The sequence below is a fragment of the Mesorhizobium sp. PL10 genome, assembly GCF_053714315.1.
Genome location: NZ_JBSKBR010000240.1, coordinates 1 through 272 on the forward strand (window position 1 = coordinate 1; position 272 = coordinate 272).

1 protein-coding gene is annotated in these 272 nt (G+C 61.8%); it reads right to left on the reverse strand.

Annotated elements, in window-relative coordinates; translation table 11 throughout:
• Positions 1-272, reverse strand: a 272-nt coding sequence (locus tag ACWGTO_RS34025; RefSeq protein WP_454579024.1) for a transposase, incomplete at both ends; no start/stop codon positions are given.

A 272-nucleotide genomic window follows, 5' to 3' on the forward strand; every position in this document is an offset into this window, starting at 1 on the left:
TCGGTTGAGAACATCCAATTGATGCGGGCGCCGCTGTTATTTCTCTGGTTTTCCCACGCAGCGACCTCGGCAATGAGGCTGTTCCGACTTTCGATGCGGCGGTCGAGGCACTGACTGCGCAGGACGCCGATCTCGATCTCGACCATGTTGAGCCAGCTGGCGTGCTTGGGCGTGTAATGGAACTCCAACCGTCGCAGGATGCGTCGCGCCTCTGATGGCGGCAGGGCCTGATAGAGCGCGGCGGGCGTGTGGGTCGACAGGTTGTCGAGCAC